The sequence below is a fragment of the Nostoc sp. NMS4 genome, from assembly GCF_017115095.1.
In the GTDB taxonomy this organism is placed as follows: Bacteria; Cyanobacteriota; Cyanobacteriia; order Cyanobacteriales; family Nostocaceae; genus Nostoc.
The window spans coordinates 17,879-36,031 of sequence record NZ_JABXKI010000113.1 but is presented as its reverse complement, the minus strand read 5'-3'; the positions used below and the strand labels follow the sequence as shown (position 1 = coordinate 36,031).

General features: G+C 41.8%; 21 protein-coding genes. 12 read left to right on the top strand and 9 right to left on the bottom strand.

Going from position 1 to position 18,153, the window contains the following annotated elements:
• Nucleotides 1-103: 103 nt before the first annotated feature.
• Nucleotides 104-1,735, bottom strand: a complete 1,632-nt coding sequence (locus HWQ37_RS08805; RefSeq protein WP_292745927.1) for a DUF6930 domain-containing protein — start codon at nt 1,733-1,735, stop codon at nt 104-106.
• A gap of 321 nt (nt 1,736-2,056) precedes the next feature.
• On the opposite strand from HWQ37_RS08805, the gene HWQ37_RS08800 reads away from it, so the two are divergent.
• From HWQ37_RS08800 to HWQ37_RS08785, 4 genes are all read left to right on the top strand, one after another.
• Nucleotides 2,057-2,413, top strand: coding sequence for an iron-sulfur cluster assembly accessory protein (locus HWQ37_RS08800; protein ID WP_292745926.1), 357 nt, complete (start codon nt 2,057-2,059; stop codon nt 2,411-2,413).
• Between the two features lie 92 nt (nt 2,414-2,505).
• Nucleotides 2,506-2,928: a hypothetical protein gene (locus HWQ37_RS08795; RefSeq protein ID WP_292745924.1), complete on the top strand. Its 423-nt coding sequence runs from the start codon at nt 2,506-2,508 to the stop codon at nt 2,926-2,928.
• A 207-nt stretch (nt 2,929-3,135) separates the two neighbouring features.
• Nucleotides 3,136-3,381 carry a hypothetical protein gene (locus tag HWQ37_RS08790; RefSeq protein WP_292745922.1) on the top strand — a complete coding sequence of 82 codons (246 nt, stop codon included), beginning with the start codon at nt 3,136-3,138 and terminating at the stop codon, nt 3,379-3,381.
• Nucleotides 3,382-3,468: 87 nt separating this feature from the next.
• Nucleotides 3,469-3,828: a hypothetical protein gene (locus HWQ37_RS08785; protein WP_292745920.1), complete on the top strand. Its 360-nt coding sequence runs from the start codon at nt 3,469-3,471 to the stop codon at nt 3,826-3,828.
• 5 nt (nt 3,829-3,833) lie between these two features.
• On the opposite strand, the gene HWQ37_RS08780 is transcribed toward HWQ37_RS08785, so the two are convergent.
• Nucleotides 3,834-4,061 carry a type II toxin-antitoxin system MqsA family antitoxin gene (locus HWQ37_RS08780; RefSeq protein WP_223277960.1) on the bottom strand — a complete coding sequence of 76 codons (228 nt, stop codon included), beginning with the start codon at nt 4,059-4,061 and terminating at the stop codon, nt 3,834-3,836.
• Nucleotides 4,058-4,300, bottom strand: a complete 243-nt coding sequence (locus tag HWQ37_RS08775; RefSeq protein ID WP_292745916.1) for a DUF4258 domain-containing protein — start codon at nt 4,298-4,300, stop codon at nt 4,058-4,060. Before HWQ37_RS08775 ends, HWQ37_RS08780 begins: the two co-directional genes overlap by 4 nt.
• A 185-nt stretch (nt 4,301-4,485) precedes the next feature.
• Here HWQ37_RS08775 and HWQ37_RS08770 point away from each other — a divergent pair, with 185 nt between their 5' ends.
• The 5 genes from HWQ37_RS08770 to HWQ37_RS08750 all read left to right on the top strand — a co-directional run bounded on the left by HWQ37_RS08770 (nt 4,486) and on the right by HWQ37_RS08750 (nt 9,208).
• A complete protein-coding gene (locus tag HWQ37_RS08770) occupies nt 4,486-6,528 on the top strand; it encodes a restriction endonuclease subunit M (protein ID WP_292745913.1) in 2,043 nt (680 codons plus the stop codon).
• 3 nt (nt 6,529-6,531) lie between these two features.
• Nucleotides 6,532-7,908, top strand: a complete 1,377-nt coding sequence (locus tag HWQ37_RS08765; protein WP_292745911.1) for a restriction endonuclease subunit S — start codon at nt 6,532-6,534, stop codon at nt 7,906-7,908.
• Nucleotides 7,905-8,390: a helix-turn-helix domain-containing protein gene (locus tag HWQ37_RS08760; RefSeq protein WP_292745909.1), complete on the top strand. Its 486-nt coding sequence runs from the start codon at nt 7,905-7,907 to the stop codon at nt 8,388-8,390. The genes HWQ37_RS08765 and HWQ37_RS08760 overlap by 4 nt, the downstream gene beginning before the upstream one ends.
• Before the next feature lie 80 nt (nt 8,391-8,470).
• Complete coding sequence (locus HWQ37_RS08755) at nt 8,471-8,860, top strand: hypothetical protein (RefSeq protein ID WP_292745907.1); 390 nt, start codon at nt 8,471-8,473, stop codon at nt 8,858-8,860.
• 144 nt (nt 8,861-9,004) lie between these two features.
• Complete coding sequence (locus tag HWQ37_RS08750; protein ID WP_292745905.1) at nt 9,005-9,208, top strand: hypothetical protein; 204 nt, start codon at nt 9,005-9,007, stop codon at nt 9,206-9,208.
• Here HWQ37_RS08750 and HWQ37_RS08745 read toward each other — a convergent pair.
• The 6 genes from HWQ37_RS08745 to HWQ37_RS08720 form a co-directional block, all read right to left on the bottom strand.
• Nucleotides 9,205-9,447: an addiction module protein gene (locus tag HWQ37_RS08745; RefSeq protein WP_292745903.1), complete on the bottom strand. Its 243-nt coding sequence runs from the start codon at nt 9,445-9,447 to the stop codon at nt 9,205-9,207. The two genes, HWQ37_RS08750 and HWQ37_RS08745, sit on opposite strands and share 4 nt — an antisense overlap.
• A gap of 24 nt (nt 9,448-9,471) precedes the next feature.
• Nucleotides 9,472-9,657, bottom strand: a complete 186-nt coding sequence (locus HWQ37_RS08740) for a type II toxin-antitoxin system HicA family toxin (protein ID WP_292745901.1) — start codon at nt 9,655-9,657, stop codon at nt 9,472-9,474.
• Nucleotides 9,654-9,845 carry a hypothetical protein gene (locus tag HWQ37_RS08735; protein ID WP_292745899.1) on the bottom strand — a complete coding sequence of 64 codons (192 nt, stop codon included), beginning with the start codon at nt 9,843-9,845 and terminating at the stop codon, nt 9,654-9,656. The genes HWQ37_RS08740 and HWQ37_RS08735 overlap by 4 nt, the downstream gene beginning before the upstream one ends.
• Nucleotides 9,846-9,964: 119 nt before the next feature.
• Complete coding sequence (locus HWQ37_RS08730; RefSeq protein ID WP_292745897.1) at nt 9,965-12,061, bottom strand: NAD(P)H-quinone oxidoreductase subunit 5; 2,097 nt, start codon at nt 12,059-12,061, stop codon at nt 9,965-9,967.
• Between the two features lie 213 nt (nt 12,062-12,274).
• Nucleotides 12,275-12,661 (bottom strand): thioredoxin family protein, encoded by a 387-nt coding sequence (locus tag HWQ37_RS08725; RefSeq protein ID WP_292745895.1) that lies wholly within the window; start codon nt 12,659-12,661, stop codon nt 12,275-12,277.
• A gap of 608 nt (nt 12,662-13,269) precedes the next feature.
• Nucleotides 13,270-13,986, bottom strand: coding sequence for an NnrU family protein (locus HWQ37_RS08720; RefSeq protein WP_292745893.1), 717 nt, complete (start codon nt 13,984-13,986; stop codon nt 13,270-13,272).
• A gap of 212 nt (nt 13,987-14,198) precedes the next feature.
• On the opposite strand from HWQ37_RS08720, the gene HWQ37_RS08715 reads away from it, so the two are divergent.
• The 3 genes from HWQ37_RS08715 (at nt 14,199) to HWQ37_RS08705 (ending at nt 18,071) form a co-directional block, all read left to right on the top strand.
• Nucleotides 14,199-15,212, top strand: a complete 1,014-nt coding sequence (locus tag HWQ37_RS08715; protein ID WP_292745891.1) for a LysR family transcriptional regulator — start codon at nt 14,199-14,201, stop codon at nt 15,210-15,212.
• 381 nt (nt 15,213-15,593) lie between these two features.
• Entirely contained in the window at nt 15,594-16,994 is a 1,401-nt protein-coding gene (locus tag HWQ37_RS08710) for a serine/threonine-protein kinase (protein WP_292745889.1), read from the top strand.
• 27 nt (nt 16,995-17,021) lie between these two features.
• A complete protein-coding gene (locus HWQ37_RS08705) occupies nt 17,022-18,071 on the top strand; it encodes a phosphate ABC transporter substrate-binding protein (RefSeq protein ID WP_292745887.1) in 1,050 nt (349 codons plus the stop codon).
• The last annotated feature ends 82 nt before the right edge of the window (nt 18,072-18,153 follow it).

Below are 18,153 nucleotides of genomic sequence, written 5' to 3'. Positions count from 1 at the left end.
AGTTGCGATCGCTAGTAATGACACAAAATCGTAGTCTGTGCGTAAGTCCTGTTAATTTCTGATATCGATAAATTGAGACTCAAGATTGCAGCAATTCATGCAATTACTCAAATTGAAGTTCGGGCATAAGTTGGAGAGTGCCAATACCTAAATTTTTAGGTGAAAGCGATCGCCCTTCAAACAAAGCCATCATATCTCGTAACTGAGGATTGCCACGGGAGGCTCCTGTTAGACCTTTGGCAATGATCAAGCCACAGTAGCCCTGAGTATTTTTACACCGTTGATTCCATTTTTTCCGAGCTTCGACATGAATCGGATCTTCATCTAAAAATTCACCGAATAGGAACAATTCGTCATTTTGAGTTTGCAATAAACCCAAGTCGTAGCGATCGCCATCAAAGGGATCGGCACCTGGATTAAAGCAAATTGCCTTCAATCCACCTGCTACTTCAATTCTTTCAATTACAGTCTTCGCCTTGGGGCGGGAGGTTTGAATTAAAATCACCGGCAAACCATCGCCCACTTGTTTAATTTCACTAGCCTGGTGATAACTAACCCCCTTTCGCAGGGATTCCAACATTTCCCACGACACGACACCTAAGCTGAGGAAGGAATCTTCTGGTATCAAGTCATCTCGCAATGATTGGAAACCTTGGTTGTCAATCTCCTCGTCATCAATATCAAAGTCTGTCATTTCCTCTAATTCTGCTGCTAACTGCGGCATGGTAGAGACTGTTACAGGCAGAGATTTAGTTGATTCTTCCGACTGCGGTAGAGAAATGCGATAGCGACGGTTGAGAGTAGGGAAGATGTCTTCATGAAGTTGGCGACGATGATCGCGAATAAAGCGGCTCAGGCTTTCGAGCGCAACCAACATTACCAATGCTTCTTCGTCATACAAAACAGACCGTAGCCCCTCTAAAGGATGGATGTTACCAAAAGTAGGGTCAATTTCTGATAATGGCAGATCCGCCAAATCGTCTTCTTCATCCTCATCTTCATCGGTTTCCTCAACGCTCTCAAAAGTGAGAAACAAGCAATCTTGCTTGAGAAACGCTTCTTCTAGATGCTCTGTTGATTCTTCATCTGTGAGAACTGCGGCGCGAAACTGTTTTAAAGACTCTTCTGAGCGATAAAACAAAATCCCATACTCCATTCCCAGCATTCCCATAACTGAGGCGTAGAGTGTCCCAACATCCCATTTATTAATCTCAATAGCCAAAATTTGCTGTTCTTCCAAAAATTCCCAAGGTGCTGCTTGCCAAATTGCAAATGCTTTCTCTCGCAAGATTTGTGCGTACTGTGGCGGTAAGTCGGGGGTTTGACTATCGAGGAGATCGGCGAATCCACGAAATAGCTCGTCAATTAAAGGTAGTTCTGGTGCGTAGTCAATGGCGATATCCAAATCTTGCAGCACCCCCCGCAGGTAAAATTGGATCTCGCGGTCTTTGACTACAATTCTTTGGGGTCTGGCAGGTCTTGCCGGACTCTGGGGATGCTCCATTGCTTGCATTAAGGTGCGAACTATTGCTTCTGGTCCGATATCGGGAGCTACCACGTCCATTCCTCGAACAACACCTTGGGAGTAATCTACCCAAAGAATGCATTCTCCCTTTGCCTCTGAGTCTGACAGATGGTTTGGTGATGACAACGGACGGCGATCGCCCTCCCATACAGAAGGAATTTGAGTTAATTTCTTCAACCGACGACTGGTAGAGCGATTAAAACTTGTCATAGAGATCAAAAGAAGCAATTTGGAAGTAAACTTTGGGAATAGCTAGCCTCGAATTAAATTTTTACGGCTGCACCTGAAGGGTGGTTGCTTCTGTTGCTGCCGCAAGGCTTGAATTTCAAGAATACCGAATGTATAAACACATTGAGTCTCTCAATTCTAGAATAAAAATATTTGGCTGCTTTTGACGGAGTGTTTACAATTTGGCATCTAGCAACATCTAAGTCGCTAGAATGAAAATAAAAACACTCAAGCGAGCAACCCAGAAGCATTAACAAGCCGATATAGGGTAAAGCTTATACTAATTAAGGAGTTGAAAAGCAGATGACACAAGCAATTGAGGCTCAACAACGCGGAATTCTGTTGAGCGAGTCCGCATTGCACCAGGTAAAATCCCTCCGCGACAAGCAAGGCACAGACTTCTGCTTACGGGTAGGAGTACGTCAGGGTGGCTGTTCTGGGATGTCTTACATGATGGACTTTGAAGACACTAGCAAGATCACCCCCCAGGATGAAGTTTTTGACTATGATGGCTTCAAAATTGTCAGCGATCGCAAGAGTCTGTTATATCTCTACGGATTAATGCTCGATTACAGCGATGCCATGATTGGCGGTGGTTTCCAGTTTACTAACCCCAATGCTAATCAAACTTGTGGTTGCGGCAAGTCATTTGGGGTGTAATATTGTCAGTTGTCATTTGTCCTTTGTCATTTGTCCTTTGCAAATGACCAATGGCGAATGACTAATGACCAATGACCAATGACTAATGACCAATGACTAATACAGTTGAATCCCTGTTTGATACAGGTTTAGAACGCTATAAAGCAGGAGAATCAGCAGAATCTTTAATCCCTGTGTTTAAAGAAGTGTGCGATCGCGCTCCTAAAACTAGTGCTGCTTGGGTTTGTTTAGCGTGGTTGTATCTACTCGATAACAAACCCAACTTGGCTTACAAAGCTGCACAGAAGGCAGTCAAGTTAAATCCACAAGATCCCCAAGCTAGAGTCAATCTCGCCTTAGCCATGCTCGAAACAAAGCAAAAAGGTTTGCGGGAACATATTGAAATAGCACAGCAGTTGATTTTTGTCAATGAAGAATGGAGTGATGAAATAAAAAATAGTATTGAGGATGGTTTAAGTAGAAAACCAGATTGGCAAAGTTTAACAAAAGTCAAAAATTGGCTGTTTGAAAAGTAAAAGATGGGGACTGGGGACTGGGGATAAGGGAGACAAGGGAGACAAGGAAGCAGGGGAGGCAGGGGAGGCAGGGGAGGCAGGGGGAGAAGGAGATAAACAAAACTCCTAACTCCTAACTCTTAACTCCTAACTCCTAACTCTTAACTCTTAACTCTTAACTCAGCACTCAGCACTCAGCACTCCTAACGCCCAGTATCCATTCCAATCATGAAAGATAAATTGTTAAATTGGCTAAACATGGTTTTAGTCGCAGATGTTTTTTTGGTTTTGTTTGGCTTTGGCTGGTTAGCGATCGCTGCGATCGGTGATTCTGTAGGATTAAACTTGGGTTTGGATTTGTGGCATAAACTGTGGCAACCCGTTTTTAATCCAGCGATCGGCATCCTCATGGGCGGTGCCATTCTCAGTGGTATTATCAGTTGGGTTTCCAAAAAATTTCTCTCTAGTCAATAGCGCAGGAGAAGAGCAATAATTTGTATCCGCTCAATAAATAGGGGATAGGAAGAGCGAAAAAGATTAACCGTAGCAAAAGTATCTGAGTTGTTATTGGTTTTAGAGAATCCTGAACTACCGTTGCATAATAACCCTGCTGAACTGGCTGCTAGAACTATGGTGCAGCGACGTAACATTAGTTATGCCACTCAAACAAGTGAAGGTACTAAGGCTTGGGATATTTTCATGTCTCTTGTCGCTACTACTCGTAAATTAGGAATTAGCTTTTTTGAATATGTGCGCGACCGCATTTCTCAGTCAGGCAAAATTCCATCTTTAGGAACTATTATTCGAGAGAAATGTTTTCTTATCCTTCAAGTTGTGTCACCGCAAGAAGAATTACTTTGCATGTCGGGTAAAAGTGAAGAAGTTAATAAGACAGTTGAAAATACGCAGAAACGCCAATAAGAAAACTAAGCTGCATATCGAATAATCTCTAATTCTGCTCCATTATTAATAGCTGACTCTGCTTTTTCTAAAACCTGTTCGGTAACTGCATCACTTAAATAATATTCACCACAGTTATCACAAATTTCTGCTGGAACTTTTTTTAAAACAATAATACATTCATCTCTTTCTAATGTCACAGTTACTAAACCTGGTTTAGTTTCTCCATGCTTACAAATTACGCATTTCATCATCTTTGTCTCCTAGCTGTAAAACCATCTAACCAAATATTAGTGTCAGGAATATAAGCTGTTACTACATATCCTATATCTGTAGCTTCATCGTAGGAAAATACAACATGAATTGGCTTACCTTCTATAAAATCCAATATTAGATAACTAGGGTAGGGTGTATCATCAGGATTTTCTTCTATCACTTCTCCATAAGAAATCACAGTTTTTACATCTTTTTGAGCGATACGACGATAAAACATTTGTTGGGAGCATGACGGGAGAAAACTAGATTTTGACAATACATGAATTATTTTTAAATTATAATTAGTGATAAACTTATTATTTTGCTGAATCTTGGGCTTATATTAATTTTTATCTTAAGCGATCGCCCAGAATACCATATCATTTATCTACTGTGTAGTCTGTCTCCCATAGCAATAACTTCATGCCTTTCTCCGATTTCACTAATCCTTACCAAAATCCCGCTAACATACCACAGAACTATCGAAATCTACAAAAGTTATTTAAAGCTGATGGTTCTTATGTGCGTCCAGCAGAAGACCCTGTGACGATGTGGGCGCTTCAGATTTTAGTAGAAGAGTACGGTGTTCCACTAGAGGCGATGGAACTAGAACTAAATTCAGATTTTGCCGAGGGAACTTATCAAGGCGGGCGACGCTATCTTGGGCGGGTAGACCTTGTAGTTTACGATGACCGTTATGCTGATTCTGTAGGTAATTTGGATGTAGCCTTTATTATGGTGGAGGCTATGGAACCAAGTAAAAAATTTGGCGGGACTGAGGCGGATGGTTGGGTTGATCATCTTAACCGACTCAATGCTTACATGAGTGCTTCACCATCTGCCCGTTATGCTATTTTAACCAGTGGTAAACATACAGTAATTTATCGTCGTGACCTTGACTACCCACGCAAGTTAGAAATAATTGGTGATTTAGAGAAGTATGAAAGCGCCGGTGAAGCCGCAAAGCACAGTGACTACACTGTAATCCTTAATCCCAGTCAACCAGATGGGATTAAAACCGGACTAACGCCACTAACCCGTGATAAGTTTCGGGAGGTTTTGGGAGATACGCGTTCTGGTTGTCACTCTATTCTGAGAGATAACGAGGGTTTGCAGCCACAAGAAGCCGTTGATGCAATGGTTAAATTCTTGTTTGCTAAGTGGTATGACGAACAGGCAACAATTGACTTGGTAAAGCAAACAGGAGAATCACGGGCTTATGTATTTAGTGTTAGTAATGAAACTGACCCAGAACGTTTATTAGTTCAAGTAAGAGACACTTTTGAAAAAGCGAAGCAGTGGGAACGAGAGACTTTAGCAAAAAAGTTTGGCGACGACCTTTCGGCACGGTTGGCTTTTAATGAGGGTGATGTGCTGCAATTCAAGCCTCACACCACAATGGAAATCGTCAAGCGTTTACAGCCTTGGAGTTTGCGAAAATCTTCAGCAGATGTGAAAGGTGGGGTGTTTGAGGATTTTTTGAGTAAGACTTTCCGTGATGATTTGGGGCAATATTTCACACCTACACCAGTAATTAATTTAATGGTGGGAATTTTGCAACCTACAGTAAATGATTATGTTGGTGATCCTGCTTGCGGTTCAGCGCGGATGTTGACGCACGTTTTGGATTATGTGCGTAAGCAGGAGTATGCAAAAGCAATAGCAAATAATGATGGTAATACTGAAGGGATTAATCTTGAAGAACCAACGGAAGAGTTTATCAAGTTTCGAGATAATCATTTCTTTGGTGCTGAATATTCTCGAAATGTGATGCATATAGCGCGAGTTAATACTTTAATGAATGGCGCACAATATGCCGATTTAAAGGTAATGGATTCGCTGGAGCGATTGGGTAGCATTACAGGAGGAATTACAGAGGGACTCCCAGAACGTCCAGGGTTTTATCTGGGAGGGTTAACGATGATTTTAACTAATCCTCCATTTGGTTCTAAATTAACAAATGAAAATGTTTTAAAGGACTTTGCTGGACGGGATGGGGTGACAAAAAAAAAGGGCAAGGTTGTTAAAAGTATTCTTCAAGAAGTAGCTTTTTTAAATCGTTGCTTGGAATATCTTGCACCAAACGGGAAGTTAGCTATTGTTTTACCTGATGGGTTATTAGCGAATAGTTCAACTCAAGATGTACGCGACTGGATTTTACGCTGGGCTAGATTGAAAGCAGTTCTTAGTTTACCGCAAGAAACATTTGCACCTTATGGTGCTGGTGTTAAATCTAGTATCTTAGTTTTAGAAAAACGAGCTATTGCTCTTGCTATAGGAGAACAAATTGAAATTAATCAGATAGTTGTAGAGGAAGAAGACTATAAAGTTTATATGGCAAGAATTGATGATATTGGTTATGACGCTTCTGGGCGTTCAAAAGTAAAAGAAGAAGAGGCTTCATTGCCCTCTGAATTAGAATCAACTATAAATAACTTCCATGAAAAATTAGGATGGTGTATTTAATAAATGGAAGATACTACCATTGCAATTAGTCGATTAAGAAATAAAAAAAAGTGGGCTTATTCATTTCATTCGGAATTATCTCTTCAAACTGAAGAATACTTAAAAAATACTAGATTTCAAATTCTAAAACTAGGAAAATTAGTTGCAGAAATTTCTGATGGTTTACATTCTACTCGTCATTATGTAGATGATGGCATAACAGTGTTAGCAGTTAGGAATATAACTGAATTTGGCTTAGATTTATCTAACAAAAAAATGATAACTCAAGCAGAACATGAGCATTTTAAACGGTCACAAGTACAGCCAGAAGATTTGCTAGTTACTATCACAGGAAGGTTAGGAACTGCATTAGTTTATACATCTGAAAAACCTGCAAATCTTAGTGCCCATGTTGCTCGTGTAAAAGTTCACGCTAATAAGGTCAATCCCTACTATCTAGCAGCATACCTAAATTCAAACTTTGGAAAACAGTTACTTAATGAATATTCAATCGGAAGTATATATGCACACATTAACGTTAATGGACTTCAAAATGTGCAAATTGTTCTTCCTCCTAGACCTATTCAAGACCGCATTGCTCAAATAATGCAAAATGCTTATGCTAAACGACAGAATAAGTTATCTGAAGCAGAAAGATTATATCAAACAATTGATAGTTATGTGTTTAGTAGATTAGGGATAACTCTTGAGGATGTTGAAGAGAAAAGGCGTTTTCTAAGGCCAATAGCAGAAATATATAAATCTCGGTTTGATGTAGATTTCAATATGGGCTTTCATAAATTTGACCCATATATAAATCAAGTTTTACCCGTGAAGGCTGTTGCTAAATTTCCTAAAAGAATACGAAAGCTGTCAAATGAAGCAGAAGCTATATTTCAGTATATTGATATCTCCAGTATTGATATTCAGTTAGGAGAAATTGAGAGAGCTATAGAAATTACTGAAGCAAGTGCGCCTAGTCGTGCAAGGCAAGTTGTTCATACTGGAGATATTATTGTATCTACAGTACGTCCTACTAGAGGAGCAATTGCACTGATTCAAAATGAAATGGAAGGGTTTATTTGTTCTACAGGATTTACTATTATTCATCCAACAAAAAAAGTAAGTTCTGCATATCTACACTTGGCTTTACGATTAAGCACTACCCTTGAACAATTTAAACGACGATCTGCGGGTTCATCATATCCAGCTATCTTAGAAAGTGATATTCAAGAAACGCTTATTCCTGTTCCTGATAAAGAAGTTCAAAACGAAATAGCTACGGAAGTTACCCAACGCTGCAATAAAGCTAAAAGTCTACGCATTAAGGCTGAAAACTTAGTAAATGAAGCAAAAGCCCGTGTTGAGCGCATGATATTGGGAGAGGAAGATGTGACATGAAGGAGGGCAGCAAGTACCAGCCACTCCTTGAATTTTTACGTGGCGGTGATCAAAATGAAATAACTTTATCATTTGCTGAAATTGAGACTTTAATAAATGATACTTTACCCAATTCAGCAAAAAGTAAACGGGCGTGGTGGAGTAATCGCAGCAAAGGCGCATTACAGGCTTTGTCCTGGATAGAAGCAGGATATCGCGTTGGAGATGTTGATTTTGATAAGCAATGCGTTACTTTTTGCCAATTTACTACTAGCGAACAAGTGCAGCTTGTAGATGGAAAAGTGGTGTGGAATAGCAAATCAATCAAGGCATTACGTCTCCAAATGGGTTTAACACAGGCAGAATTTGCAACACAACTGGGTGTGCGTCAAGCAACAGTTAGTGAATGGGAAAACGGAATCTATGAACCAACTCGCTCAAAGTCGAAACATTTGGAATTAGTTGCTCAGATGGTTGGATTTACACATCAGGAAGAAAGCTAAAGTTTCTAATTTTCGTGTTTGACATTTATTCGGTTAACGTATATTGTCAGGATAGCATTTGCTTCTGGCAGTAGTCAAGCATGAATATTCAAAACACTGAACCCAAAGCCCTTTTCCTCTCCCCCGACGGCAACGTATACCCCGACAACCTAATTTGCACTGGCATCATCCCCGCAGAACTCGACGGCAAACCCTGCCCCCATTCCGAAGCAGGGCGCTTTCCTGGCATAAAACCCCTTAATCCTGAAGACTCAAACTACACCATCGACAAAGGAAAACCAGGCGACCTCTGCCCAACCTGCGCCAAACAACAACTTGCACACCTTGGACACTGGCAAGGTCACAGAAATCAAATATTCCCAGAAGAGCTGCGATCGCTGCGGTTGTTCAAGTGCCGGATGTGGCTATGGCTAGTTGTCCCAGGATTGCACGACTATGATGCAACCCAGCTTTTACCCCAAAATGTATGAGATGAGAGTGTTTAGAAGCGATGAAAACACACTCACACTTACAGCAACCCGCCAACAAAATTATAAATCTTGTCAAAAGCCAGCAAATAAGTTTCCGAGGCTTCCTGCTGGCTCTTGGCTCCCTAACAAAAGGAGACATTCACCATGATAAAACCAGTTAGCGCCCAAAATCAGCCTTGGGCGATCGCAAGAACTGTAGTGATTACCCAATCTCAGATCGTCGCCCGTTTTGCTAACCGCCAAGATGCAGAAGACCATTTAAGATTTTTGCGTCGAACTATTCCCAATGGAGGTTTTGAGATTATGTTTGAACCGCCAGATGATGTAAAAGAAGACTTGAATATTTAACAAAATTTAGGGGGTTTAAATCCCCTACTACGTTGAAACACTTCTTCAGCCGGAATACCAGTAATTTGATTGGTGTTCATATCTTCATCACGCTTCTGGGCTTCTTCAGCCCAACTAGCCGCAATTTCTTGATCTATTCCACTTTCTTGACCCAATCTTTCCAGTAATCTTGCTAATAAAATCACTTGAGAATCTTTTGGAAGTGCAAAAACTTCGGCTTCAAGCTGTTCAAGGGTCATAGTGAGTACCTTTTATTCTAAGCATTAGCCTGCTTCATCGTTAAGCATCTTAATAATATGTTTTGCAAGTTGCTCCTTAATTTCCCTATGTCTAGGAACAGCTTGAGATATTTTTGTTATTGGATTCTGATACCAATCATGTTTGCTACCATGACGAACGAAGATACAACCCATTTCTTCAAGTTTACTGATTAAGTCTCTTCGTTTCATGAAACTTCAAGTTCTGCAACTCTACGAATATTTTGGATAGTTCCACTTGTTAATTCATTGTAAATATCGAGTAGATTTTCTCTTAACTCCTCTTCAGCTTCACCTTGAGTCCAATAGTCGGGATATTCTTCGAGATAACCTAACCACATATCATCATCTTGCCAGTAAATGTATTTCTTCTTTGTCATGTGCCTATTCACCACCTTTTTCTAAACTATCGAATTACTGAACTATCCGCCAAAAAAAGAGTCTAAATTAGACTCTTAAAAAAAACTTAGGGGCGGACATCCGCCCACCCCGATTAAAATCAGGTAACACCAAAGACAATCACTAAGCCCAAAACTGCCCCAAAGACAATCAAGGCATAGAATTGAGCGCGACCGTTTTCTAGGTACTTCAGACCTTCACCGCTAACAAGGGTGAAAAAGCCTGTGAGGTTAACAGCACCATCTACAACGCGGAAGTCAACTTCCATAACTTGTCTAGCTAGGCGACGCAAGCCGACAACAAAAACCCGATGGTAAATGTCATCAAAGTACCACTTGTTGAGGGATAACTCGTAAAGTGGTTGGATTTTAGCAGCGATCGCAGCCGGGTCAATCTTCCCTCGCAAATACATCAGCGAAGCCAAAGTAATCGCAATCAAAGAAATTCCGACTGAGGCACCCGCCATAATGTAGAATTCCGTCGGATTGAACTCGGCAGCCTTTTCTATAACTTCGGAGAGAGTTTCGCTAGGAGGAAAGATAAACTCTTCAAAATAATTGGCGTAGGGAGTTCCCACCAAACCAATGAAAATCGAAGGCACTGCCAAAAATACTAATGGCAGGGTCATTGTCCACGGCGATTCGTGAGGTGAGTCGCTGTGATGCCCGTGGGAGTCATGGGAATCATGATGCTCAGTGGCAGCCAATTCTCCTTTCTTCATCGCCCCAGGCCCAAAATTCGGGGCTAGTTCTTGTGACTCTAATTCCAGGACAATTGTCGCCGCCTTCTTGAGTTTTTCTTTGATTTTCTCGTCAGTCCCCCGGAATTTACCTTCAAATGTCGAGAAATACATTCTAAACATATAGAAAGCCGTAATCCCGGCAGTTAGCCAGCCGATAAACCAGAGGAGTGGATTAGCCTCAAAAGCCTTGCCGAGAATTTCATCTTTTGACCAGAAACCAGCAAAGGGCGGGATACCAGAAATTGCCAAGCAACCAATCAAAAAGGTAGTTGCTGTGACGGGCATATACTTTCGCAGTCCACCCATCAAGCGCATATCTTGAGCTAAGGCGGGGTCGTGTCCAACAACACCTTCCATCCCATGAATTACTGAGCCTGAACCCAAGAACAGCATCGCCTTGAAATAGGCGTGGGTCATCAGGTGGAATAGTCCAGCACTGTAGGAACCTATCCCCATCGCCATCACCATGTAACCGAGTTGGGAAATGGTGGAGTAAGCCAAGCCCTTTTTGATGTCGTTTTGGGTAATGGCAATGGTTGCCCCCAAAAACGCCGTAAACGCTCCAGTAAAGGCAATGACGTTCATTGCGGCTGGCACGTCTTCAAATACTGGGTACATCCGGGCAATTAGGAAAACACCCGCCGCCACCATTGTTGCCGCGTGAATCAAGGCAGAAATGGGGGTGGGGCCTTCCATCGCATCTGGTAGCCAGACATGGAGGGGGAATTGGGCTGATTTCGCAACTGGCCCTAAGAAAACTAAAATCGCAAACAGGACAGCGAGAAAATTGCTGATGGAACCTGATTCGACGAGTTGGGCAAGGCGATCGCCCATGATATTAAAATCAAAGCTTCCCGTTGCCCAGTACAGCCCCAAAATGCCCAACAGCAAACCAAAGTCGCCCACGCGGTTGGTGACAAAGGCTTTTTGAGCGGCATCGGCTGCTGACTTGCGATCGTACCAAAAACCGACCAGCAAGTAGGAACACATCCCGACCAGTTCCCAGAATATATAAATCTGTACTAGGTTGGGGCTGACCACCAAACCTAACATTGAAGAGCCAAACAAACTGAGATAGGCGTAAAACCTCACGTAACCGGGATCGTGAGCCATGTAGCCATCGGTGTAAACCATGACTAAACAGGCTACCGTTGTGACAATCACCAGCATTAGGGCTGTCAGGTGGTCAATAGTGTAGCCCATGCTTAGGTGAAAATTACCTGCTGCCGCCCATTCAAAGGTACGGAGATAAGGCGCGTGTCCTTGAATTTGACTCCATAACAAGGCAAACGACAGCCCCATAGCTGCTGCCATCATGGAGATAATCACCACAGCGTTAAGCTGCCGTAGGCGGTTTGTCACCTGATTCAACGAGATTAACCCTAGACCGACCAGCATCGCCCCAAAAAGAGGGAACACCGGAATCAGCCAGGCATACTGATAGATTACTTCCATCACTGACGCCTACTTTTAGAATTCTTGATTTAGCGTGTCGAAACTGTTAATAATTGTGACACACACCCTTTAGGATAAAATAACCCACCCAAGGCTGATTGGGTGGGGTATTAAGCATGGTTTTAGATTTGGTCATTAGTCATTGGTCATTAGTCATTGGTCATTTGCCCCATGCCCAATGCCCCATGCCCCATGCCCAATCCCTAATACATATCAAGCTGACCGATACTCTAAGTCCACTGTTTTTGAACTTTTGTAGATTTTGGGGTAATTGCTGTAGCTGGCTTTAATCTCTTCTAAGGCTAGACGTAAATCTTCTCTGCCGCGAAAGCATTCCAAGCGATGGCGAATGGTGCCATTTTCAATCAATAGTAAAGTGGGTAGTGATTTTAGCCTATAAGTATTAGACAATTTAAAATTTTGATCGGCGTTAACCCCGACTAATTTAATTTCATCCCCGCACTGGGCTTGAAATTGCAACAACAGTGGATGGATAACTCGACACAAGCCACACCAAGGTGCTTCAAAGTTAACTAAAACAGGAATAGGAGATTCTAAAACTTCTTGAGTAAATGTCCGCTCACTAACCGACAACACCATGATACCTCTTGGATTATAAGGTTTTTATATCAAACTAGCTATCAGTACTGAATTGAGTAGTGCTGAGTTCCGAGTTCTGGTTGGTAAATAGAAGTCCATAACTAAAAGTTAGGGGATTGAGTGAGGAACTCGTTTATTTTGCTTTTAGAGTTAAAGCGAGAGATTTGGACTAATTGCCAAGCAATGAATACTTAAGTTGCTTGCTTTTACTCAGGACTCAGGACTCAGCACTGCTTCAGTGGAGGATTGGCAAGTCAGTAACTGCCGATAGATGCTTTCAGGACAAAAATTTCAGGACACAAAATAATTGGCAAAAAATGAGGGCGTTAATGTGCCTCTGATAGAAAAGCCACCTTAGAAATCGCGTTGGCTTTTTCGGATGTTAAACTCCTGATTGCCGTGGCCGCCTGGGGATATGACTGAATCTACCACTTTTTTTCAAGGAAAGGTAATTGACCAAGGACTATCAATTATAAAATCTCAAGCTGACTAAATGCACCCCCCACGGAATAGATGTTTGAATTTATCCTACATTGATTTGGCGTAATTGATAAGCTGAAATTTCCATCTATTTCGGATTTTCTGCTGATACTGGGGATCGTCGAAAGTTACCATGCTATCCTACTAGTTGCTTCCAGTAACAGAGGGTGCGACCACCAAAGCAAAGCGATAAAAATGGCAACTCCCAAATAGGCAGGGCGGATAAATTCCTGCCATTTGAGAGATTGACGACCGTCAATAATTGCTTTACAGGGAATAATCGAAGTTCGCTGTTTGGCAATTTCAAAAGCTTCCCCATAACGATCGCTCAAACGGCGATCCCCGTGCCAAACCCCAAACAAGTGATGCAATATCAATCCAATGGAAGTCACAAGGGTAAAGGTAGTGCCGAGCCAGAGAGTATGGGCAACACACCAAATTATTTGTCCTACCATCTGGGGGTGGCGGGTAATCCGAATAATTCCTGTTTCGTAGAGATTAACTTGGGGCTTTTGAATAGCAGCAATTTCTAGTAGATTGAAGGTAGCAGGATATAAAAACAAAAACGAGATTGCTGACAGCAGCCAAACAAATTCTCGCACTCCTGGCACACCTTGTACCTGCCAAATTTGCAAACCATCATAGCGGTGCCCAAAAAAGTAAATAATTAATATCACAGCCAACGGTAGGCTGACTAATGCAAAGAGAATGCGATAAAACCTTGGGCCAATGTACTTTTCTGCCCTTGGACGCAAAGCAGCGCCTCCACTGTGAGCGATCGCAAAAACTATTTGTAACCCCAGTATGACAAAATGACTGGGTGTCAACCAAGAAATCAGCAGCATATACACAGGTGAAGTAATTTAAAGAAAACTGAATTCAGTACAACCAATACCACAAAGTATTCAAAAGGGGACTTTAGTCAAGATGTTGTGCTACTGTCTTTTTCGAGTCAAGCCTTCAAGTTTAATATGCAACAAATCATGTCCGGCTGATTGCTGCCAAACCGGATTTATTACGTGCATCTGCTCCTTTAAAAGTTTGTGGGTTGAGCCTTATGTCTGACCTTCCTTTCACTTTAGATCAGTTACGTATCCTGAAAGCGATCGCTCAAGAAGGAAGCTTCAAGCGTGCCGCTGATAGTCTTTACGTTTCCCAGCCCGCCGTCAGTTTGCAAGTCCAAAATCTCGAACGGCAGCTCGATGTCCCCTTATTCGATCGTGGAGGGCGACGCGCCCAATTAACCGAAGCCGGGCATCTACTCTTAAACTACGGTGAAAAAATCCTCAGTCTCTGTCAAGAAACCTGCCGCGCCATTGAGGATTTACAAAATCTCCAAGGCGGTACTTTGATTGTCGGTGCTTCTCAAACCACCGGCACTTATCTTTTGCCCAGAATGATCGGTATGTTCCGACAAAAATATCCAGATGTGGCGGTGCAATTACACGTCCACTCTACCCGGCGAACTGCTTGGAGTGTCGCTAACGGACAAGTCGATCTGGCAATTATCGGCGGTGAAATTCCTGGTGAACTATCAGAATCTTTAGACGTGATTCCTTACGCTGAGGACGAGCTAGCGCTGATTTTACCTGTCTTTCATCCTTTTACCAAACTTGAAAAAATCCAGAAAGAAGACCTATATAAATTACAATTCATTGCCCTAGATTCTCAATCGACTATCCGCAAAGTAATTGACCAAGTGCTAGGACGCTGTGAAATTGATACCAGACGTTTTAAAGTTGAAATGGAATTGAATTCCATTGAAGCGATTAAAAATGCTGTGCAATCTGGTTTAGGGGCTGCCTTTGTTTCAACTAGTGCGATCGCTAAAGAGTTACAAATGGGCGTTCTGCACCGTACTCCCATTGAAGGCGTTGTCGTCAAACGGACGCTGTGGCTGATTTGTAATCCCAATCGCTATAGATCCAAAGCCGCAGAAGCCTTTAGTCAAGAAATTTTGCCCCAGTTTGCTAACCCAGGATGGAATCAAGATGTGTTAAAATCATCACAAAAAAACATAGTGCTAACTACATTGGAGGTAGCGACACCCGCCTCATCTGGCGAAGACTAAATAATTCGTAATTCGTAACTAGTAGTTCGTAATTATTACCCTATTTACTGTAAGCCAGCTAGGGATTGACACCAAGAAAAATTTTCCTGTTCTATTCTTCGTAAAAAAAGAAATTTAGTTTCTCTGTAATCTGCAAAACTTACGCAAAAAACATTTCAAACTCTCATTTCTTGGTGTCCTCTGCATCCTCTTTTATAGCCTACGGCAAGCCGCTTTGCATCTACTTTTTCCGTAGACTGTGTGTAAGTCCTAATCTGAATTAATTACGAATTACGTTAGTGAGTCATCGATAGCGTTCGTGCAGCGTCTCTAAGAGTTGCGTTAGCGACGCAGGAGCGTCGCATCATTACGAATTACGAATTATTTTGACTAATCACAAAAATGGAAGTTTACTGCACTCGTCCGCGTTGTCCACGCCCACAAAACTATTTTGCCGATTTAGATGATATTACGACACTGAAAACAACCGAGCAAAAGTATTGCACTACCTGTGGTATGCCACTGTTGCTAGATGGTCGATACGTCACAACGAAGTTGCTGGGAAGGGGCGGGTTTGGAGCAGCATTTTTGGCACGCGATCGCCGAATACCAGGAATGCGTCAATGCGTAGTTAAGCAGTTTCAACCTGCGGGAAATTTAAGCTTAAATCAACTGCAACAAGCACAGTTGATGTTTGAGAGAGAGGCAGAGGTTTTATCACAACTGGGTAACGATCATGAGCAAATCCCAGACTTGTTTGCTTTCTTTCCAGTAATAGTTAATGGTTTGCAACCAGGACAACAAGACCAGTTTTTTTACTTGGTGCAAGAATACATTGATGGGCAAAACTTAGAGGAAGAATTAGCTCAACAAGGCAAATTTTCTGAGCAGCAAGTGTTGGAGGTGCTGCAAGAAATCCTGAAGGTGCTAAAGTTTGTCCATCATAGAGGGATTATCCACAGAGACATTAAACCTTCAAATATCATGCGCCGTCGTGATGGTAGACTTTTTTTACTAGATTTTGGCGCAGTTAAACAGGTAACAAATGTTGCACTTGGTTCTGCGGCTTCTTCCACAGGAATTTATTCTATGGGATTTGCACCGCCTGAGCAGATGGCTGGGGGTCAAGTCTTCCCATCTACGGATTTATACGCTTTGGCTGTAACTATTATTATTTTGTTGACAAATCAAGAAGCAGTTCAACTACTTGATGCCTATAGCAACCAGTGGAAATGGCGATCGCAAGTGAGTGTCAACCCTCACCTTGCTGACATCTTAGATAAGATGCTGCTACCTGCTGCTAATCAGCGTTTACAGTCAGCTCAAGATGTTTTAGATGCACTTAACTCACAGGCAGATCAAGCCCCTATACAAATTAATTCGCCCTCTGTAAAACTTCCGCCACAACCACCCAATTCTAGTCCCGTCGTCCCCCGTCGTCCACCAACTCAACCAGCATTTTCGACATTGGAATTATTAGGTGGGGCAGCATTTAGTGGATTTGAAGGGGCATTGATAGCGATCGCTCTCTTCAGTATAGTAAAAGAACCAATAGTTACTTTCGTTATTGCATCTGTAATTTTGGGGATATTGATATTTGCTCAAACCAGGCGGTGGATTGAAAAGTTCGATTTATTAATTATTCCTACAATTACTTTTGCGATTATTTTTTTTCTCCGCTTTTTACAAGGGGGGATTGGCATTGAGGGAGTAGTTTTTTTAGCAGTTGGGGCAGGTTTAGTAGCTATTTCCTTGACAGCCGTATTTCGACTTATTTATAAATTATTATCTCTCTTACTTTAAAAAACTTCTGGTGCTAACAGCTGTATAATGTCTCAGAAAAACGAAACACTTAGTCTTTTTTTAGCCGTTGTCATCACTATTGGTCTAATCTTTGGTGGTCTATGGTTTCTTATGGAACGGTGGGCGCAATTAAACGGAACTGTTTCTAAATCTTCGGAGAGTGGCAACACAAGTAATCCCATAAACCAGTTTGTAAACAACAATAAATGTAACGTGCCAAATCTCCCAGAAGGGACATTCAACTATGGTGGTAGTACAACCTGGGCACCCATCCGTAAAGAGGCAGACTCCGTACTGCAAAAGCTGTGCCCTCGCTTTATTTTACGCTACACTCAACCTCCATCAGGTCAACCAGGATCTGGAACTGGGATTCGGATGTTGATAGATAATCAACTAGCTTTTTCTCAATCTTCTCGTTCAGTTAAACCTGAAGAAAATACCGAAGCTAAACAAAAAGAATTTAGTTTGAAAGAAATTCCGGTGGCAATTGATGGTATTGCGATCGCAGTTAACCAAAATCTCAATATACCTGGTTTAACTGTTGCCCAACTTAAAGATATCTACACGGACAAGATTACTAATTGGCAACAAGTGGGTGGGCCAAATTTACCAATTACAGTCTACTCTCGCAGTAAAGAAGCTGCGGGTACAGTGGAATTCTTTATCGAAAACATTTTAAATAAAGAGAATTTTGGTACTAACGTTAGTTATGTTGGCACAACCACAGAAGCAGTACGAAAAGTAGCGGCAAATCCTGGCGCAATTTATTATGCTTCTGCCCCAGAGATTGTACCCCAATGTACGATTAAGTCCGTACCATTAGGGCGAATAAGCGGTCAATTTGTGCCTCCTTACCAAGAACCTATCGTATCTCCATCTGAATGTCCGAGTAAACGTAACCAGTTGAATACTCAAGCATTTCGTAGTGGAGATTATGCAATTACCCGCAATTTATTTGTAATCGTTAAACAGAATGGTCAAACAGATCAGCAAGCTGGCGAAGCTTATGCAAATTGGCTGCTGACACCTCAAGGTCAAGAACTGATCGAAAAAGCTGGATTTGTCAGAATTAAATAAAAATTAACCAATACTTAACCTGGAAAAACCCTCAAGATGAGAAGTTGAGGTTTATAGGGAAAAATCTTAGTATCAACTCGCA